At 39.3% G+C, this 1,587-nt stretch carries 3 protein-coding genes; 2 read left to right on the plus strand and 1 reads right to left on the minus strand.

Annotation, left to right across the window (positions count from 1 at the left end):
* Positions 1-286 precede the first annotated feature (286 nt).
* Both ABN236_RS19230 and ABN236_RS19235 read left to right on the plus strand, forming a co-directional pair.
* Positions 287-514: a hypothetical protein gene (locus ABN236_RS19230; RefSeq protein ID WP_187551045.1), complete on the plus strand. Its 228-nt coding sequence runs from the start codon at positions 287-289 to the stop codon at positions 512-514.
* Between the two features lie 173 nt (positions 515-687).
* Positions 688-1,209 (plus strand): hypothetical protein, encoded by a 522-nt coding sequence (locus tag ABN236_RS19235; protein ID WP_349474716.1) that lies wholly within the window; start codon positions 688-690, stop codon positions 1,207-1,209.
* 133 nt (positions 1,210-1,342) lie between these two features.
* Here ABN236_RS19235 and ABN236_RS19240 read toward each other — a convergent pair.
* Positions 1,343-1,587, minus strand: a 245-nt coding sequence (locus ABN236_RS19240) for a hypothetical protein (protein WP_349474718.1), incomplete at its 5' end; no start/stop codon positions are given.

The raw sequence follows: 1,587 nt of genomic DNA on the forward strand, positions 1-1,587 counted from the left end.
CACGCTGCGGTATCGAAAGATTACAGTGCGTACCTGATAAGAGCACCAATCAACGGACTAGGGATTTCTTGGATTGCACCGTCGAAAGAAGCCCAACTAACCAGACTTAGCTGAATTAACGAGCTAAGAAGCCATGACCCAATAACTGATCATGGAGAAAAGCAAAGACAGAAAGATGCTGTCGCTTCGCTCCATTTTGATTAGTACCACATTGGGGCATATGGTGTTTTTTTCTGTTTTTCTGGTATCATACTTATAAGCCGGAAACTTAAATGAGAATGAATAAATGGCAATTCCTTGTAGAGACATAAACAAGCTAAAAGCGGAAATCTTAGATAAGTACCAAGTGACGGAACGCGTTGGTCAGTTGGGAACTTCATTTTTATTTGCTGATCCTGCCTATAATGGTTTTATTGTTAATGTTTTTAATACTGGCAATGTACAGTTTCAAGGTGGCGCATGTGAACCATTACAGAGACAAATTGAAAACTTAATATCCTTTATAAACAGCTAATAAAAATAGATTTTTCTATATGTTCGAACGGAGGTTCTCAATGAAACACTCTCCAGTAAATAATGCTAATATCTTAAACATTAATGCAAGCACAGTGAAACTTGTTGGAAACCATAAACAACAAGTAAGCCAATTGCTGAATATGTTCAGGATTGCTGAAGAAAAGGCATCTAGTGGCAATAGAAAAGCGTTACATATCAACAGTTGAGTATAGTACTGATTTTGCAACAGCCAGTCTCGAATTCGGTTATAATTCTGATAAATTACAAAAGTTTAATAAAGTAACTACAGAGAGTCTCTTAGATACCGTTGTACGGCTAGGGAGCTTCTGTGAACAGCGAAACTTCGTGGAAATATATTCAGAACCTGATAGTTGTGGTTGGGGGCGTTTTAAAGCTACAGATTCAATTGATGCCCCAGGTATAGGTTTTTATACTGGTTTTTTTCACGGTCGCATCATAGCAGGTAAAAACGATCCATTGATAGTTGTATCATTTAGGGGTGAACTCGTTGATATACCTGATGGCTATCATAGCGCATATGAAACAATGGTTTTTCATGCTGTAAGTGATCACGATTGTCTTTTTGGCGATGAAACTGAAAAATATGACCGTGATTACATGAGACGTTTAAGACAAGATGTGTCAAAAGCATTGAATCATAATGCGAAAATTGTTGGCGATAGTGAAGATTAAATATCTTTATAAAGCTTCTCTTAATCCCTTTTATGTTAAACGGGCGAGTTAGTTAGCGAAAACCGCCCGTTCATCCCCATCTAAGCCCCTCAAAACGATTTTAAGACACGAACACCCTATAAAACACCCAAATCTACGCTGAAAGTTTAGAACGGTTTTGCGGGCTTCTGAGTGCGTTTTTAACATCATGCCAACTGACAAGTAAACCGATGCGAAATCGCTGAAAGACACAAACTTGTTTTGTGGTGATCGGCGATTTGACCAACCGAGTAAAACGAGGGCGGTAGGCTTTTTGTTTTTCTCCTGATGAGCGTCCAGCGAAGAAAGGGAAAAACAGGGGGAGCCGAAACGAAATGACACGCCCCAGCGATGGCAAGT

This window comes from Proteus sp. fly-1013 (genome assembly GCF_040140245.1).
Taxonomy (GTDB): Bacteria; Pseudomonadota; Gammaproteobacteria; order Enterobacterales; family Enterobacteriaceae; genus Proteus; species Proteus mirabilis_B.